The sequence below is a fragment of the Roseibium sp. genome (assembly GCF_025698965.1).
Classification (GTDB): Bacteria; Pseudomonadota; Alphaproteobacteria; order Rhizobiales; family Stappiaceae; genus Roseibium.
In genome coordinates, this window is record NZ_JAILWL010000575.1 from 1 (window position 1) to 3,704 (window position 3,704).

Annotated in this window: 4 protein-coding genes; all 4 read left to right on the forward strand. The window is 56.0% G+C overall.

Features of this window, described 5'->3' with window-relative positions:
• A partial coding sequence (locus tag K5905_RS29735; protein WP_297591247.1) for a type I restriction-modification system subunit M occupies nucleotides 1-1,210 on the forward strand: 1,210 nt, incomplete at its 5' end.
• A complete protein-coding gene (locus K5905_RS29740) occupies nucleotides 1,200-2,333 on the forward strand; it encodes a restriction endonuclease subunit S (RefSeq protein ID WP_297591248.1) in 1,134 nt (377 codons plus the stop codon). The genes K5905_RS29735 and K5905_RS29740, both read left to right, overlap by 11 nt.
• Entirely contained in the window at nucleotides 2,330-2,596 is a 267-nt protein-coding gene (locus tag K5905_RS29745; RefSeq protein WP_297591249.1) for a hypothetical protein, read from the forward strand. Before K5905_RS29740 ends, K5905_RS29745 begins: the two co-directional genes overlap by 4 nt.
• A gap of 109 nt (nucleotides 2,597-2,705) precedes the next feature.
• Nucleotides 2,706-3,704: type I restriction endonuclease (locus K5905_RS29750; RefSeq protein ID WP_297591251.1), on the forward strand; the 999-nt coding region annotated here is incomplete at its 3' end.

The following is a 3,704-nucleotide window of genomic DNA, read 5'->3' on the forward strand; positions in this document are numbered from 1 at the left end:
GCTCCACGCTATCGAGGAAGCCAACGGGGCGAAGCTGAGGGATGTCTTTCAGGACATTTCCTTCAACGCCAACAAGCTGGGTGACGAGGAGCAGAAGAACGACATCCTGCGCCACCTGATGGAGGACTTCGCCAAACCGACGCTGGACATGCGCCCCACGCGAGTGGGCACTCTGGACATCATCGGCGGGGCTTACGAGTTCCTGATCTCCCGCTTCGCCGCAACAGCCGGCAAGAAGGCCGGGGAGTTCTATACCCCTGCCGAGGTTTCCATGTTGATGGCCCGGCTGGTGGAGCCTCAGGAAGGCGACGAGATCTGCGATCCGACCTGCGGGTCCGGCTCCCTGCTCCTGAAATGCGCCCGTGAGATCAAGTCGACCAACGGTAAGGCGCCTTATGCGCTCTTCGGTCAGGAGGCCATCGGGTCCACCTGGGCGCTCGCCAAGATGAACATGTTCCTGCATGGCGAGACCAATCACCAGATCGAATGGGGCGACACGATCTCCAACCCGAAGCTGCGGACGAGGGACGATCAGCTGAGGCTGTTCGACGTCGTCGTCGCCAATCCACCCTTCAGTCTCGACAAGTGGGGCTATGACAAGGCGGCGAACGATCCCTTTGGCCGGTTCTACCGTGGTCTGCCGCCCAAGACCAAGGGGGACTATGCCTTCATCTCCCACATGGTGGAGACGCTGAAGCCGAAAAGCGGACGCATGGCTGTCGTCGTGCCCCACGGGGTGCTCTTCCGAGGCTCTTCCGAGGGCAAAATCCGCCAGCAGCTCGTTGAGGAGAACCTCCTTGATACCGTCATCGGCCTACCCGAGAAGCTCTTTTTCGGCACCGGCATCCCGGCTGCCATTCTTGTCCTCAGAAAGAAGAAGGCCGACGACAAGGTGCTTTTCATTGATGCCTCGCGGGAATTCATAGAGGGCAGCAACCAGAACCGGCTGGGGGACGAGCAGATCGACAAGATCTTCGCCACCTTCGATGATCGGGAGAGCTTCGACAAATACGCCAAGCTCACCAGCTTGGATGAGATCCGCGAGAACGACTTCAACCTCAACATTCCGCGCTATGTGGATACTTTCGAGGAAGAGGACGAGATCGACCTGATGGCGGTTCGGCAGGAACGAGAGACCCTAAAGGCGGAGATGGCCGAGCTGGAAGCCAGGATGGACGGATACCTGAGGGAGCTTGGCTATGGTTCCTGAGGGATGGCAAAAAAGCTCCCTGGGTGATTGTGCCACGTTTGTATCCGGAGGAACCCCAAGTAAGCAGCGTCCAGATTATTGGGGGGGAGACCTGCCATGGGTCTCCGCCAAAGATCTCAAAACCCATCGGATTTCAGATGCTCAGGATCATCTGACGGCAACAGGATCGGCAGCCGCAAAGCTTGCTGATCCAAATAACATCCTCGTACTGGTCCGAGGAATGACCCTTCTCAAGGATGTGCCTATTGGCATTGTAACCAAGCGTCTCGCATTCAATCAGGACATTAAGGCCTTGGTGGTTAGGCCCAACGTTCATCCGCTGTTCCTTTCCTATCTTCTAGTCGGCAAGAAGCTTGAACTAATGGGCCTGGTGAATACGGCCAATCACGGAACCGGACGACTTGATACCGCGCTACTGAAGACACTGCCTATCAATATTCCACCGCTCCCCGAACAGAAAAAGATCGCAGAGATACTATCAACTTGGGATAAGGCCATTGAGACAACCGAGAAGCTGCTTGCCAACGCCGAAGCCCAAAAGAAAGCCCTCATGCAGCAATTGCTGACTGGCAAACGGCAACTGAAGGGGTTCGAGGAGGAATGGCAACAAACTAACCTTGGCCAAATCGCAGAAGTGAACTGGGGCAATACAAGCCTCACCAAAGCATCCTACGTCGAAAGTGGAGCGTCAGCCTATAGCGCATCCGGTCGCGATGGATTTGTAGCCGATGCTGAGCACTTTGGCCCAGGAATTGTGTTGTCGGCTATAGGCGCCAGATGTGGTCGCTGTTTTCTCGCTCGAGACGAATGGACGGCAATCAAAAACACGATAACGATCATTGCGGTTGAAGGTAAGTCGAACACAGACTTCTTGTATTTCATCCTCAACGATCCAAATGTCTGGCCGATATCTGGTGGAGCCCAACCTTTTATTGGACTGAAAAACGCACGATCCTTGAAAATAAGAGTTCCACCCATTGAAGAGCAAAAAGAGTTAGCGGCAGTTTTTGGTTGTTGCGCTGATGCATGCTCAAGTTATTCAAAGCAGCTCTCGCTTCTAAAAACCGAAAAACAAGCGCTAATGCAGCAACTTCTGACCGGCAAGCGGAGGGTGACGGTGTGAGCAAACCATGGTCACAGTACCAACAAGTCATCGTTGAGACCTACTCTGGACGGAAACCAGGCAAAAGCTCGCTGATCCACGTTCGTCCCGTCAAGGGCCAACCATTCCCGACGACAATGGACGTCGAGTGCTCTCGCAAGATGCGGAAGGAGTATCCTGTCGGCACTCGTTTCAGGATCTACGCCAAAGAAACCAACAGGGAAGGCGGGAAGCCGTTCCTCTATTCTCACTTCGACTGGCCCTACGAGGTGATCGAGGACTGAGTCCTGTGGGTTGCAACTCGGATGAAATCTAAACTTGCAAGCGCATACGCATTCGTTTGATAGTAAGTCATTGATTTGATGCCCCCCGCAGGATCTCCAGTGGCTTGAGATGAACCAGCACAACCGCCCAAACTCCAGTGAAGAGGCCCAAGCCAAGATCCCGGCGCTGGCACTGCTGATGAAGCTCGGCTGGTCCTATGTCTCTCCTGAAGTTTGCCTTCGGAGGCGCGGCGGTGAGCGTTCAGTCCTGCTTGAGGATGCCCTCAGGAGCTGGCTGGAGGCCTATCGCTACACCTATAAGGGTACACGCCACAGCCTCTCCTCGGGCGGTATCCAGCAGGTCCTGAAGGCCGCCTCCAACACCGGACTGAACGAGGGTCTTAAGTCCGCCAACGAGAAACTCTACAAGCTGCTGGTCTATGGGGTCACGGTCACCGAGCACATGCCGGACGGTCAGCGGCAGTCTTTCACCATCCCTCTGCTCGACTTCGAAACCCCATCCGCCAACCGGCTGGAGGTTACCGAGGAACTGAGTATCGAACGGGACGGAGCCCAGGGCACCTACCGGCCTGACATCGTGCTCTACGTCAACGGGCTACCGCTTGTGGTGATCGAAGCCAAGCGGCCTGTCAGCAGCAAAACCGGCAAGCCCACCGTCGACGAAGGCATCTCCCAGCATCTTCGCAATCAGAAGACCGGCGGCATCCCTCTGCTCTATGCCTATGCACAACTTTTGTTCTCCATCTCGGGCGAGACCGGTCGCTATGCAACGACAGGAACCCCGAAAAAATTCTGGGCGGCATGGCGGGAGGAAGAGATCTCGGAGAAAGAGGTTACCGGGATCGTCAATGCGTCGCTCTCTCCTACGGCAAAGGACACTCTCTTCGCCCAGCGGCCGAAATACATCCGGGACTACTTCGAACAGCTCTGGTCTCGCCCGATCCTGGCAACGGAACAGGACACGCTGATCACCAGTCTGCTTCAGCCCGACAGGTTGCTGGAGTTCATCCGCTATTTCCTGCTGTTCGACCAGAAGGTCGGCAAGATCGCCGCCCGCTACCAACAGGTCTTCGGCGTCAAGTCGATGCTGAGCCAGGCGGAGCGACGG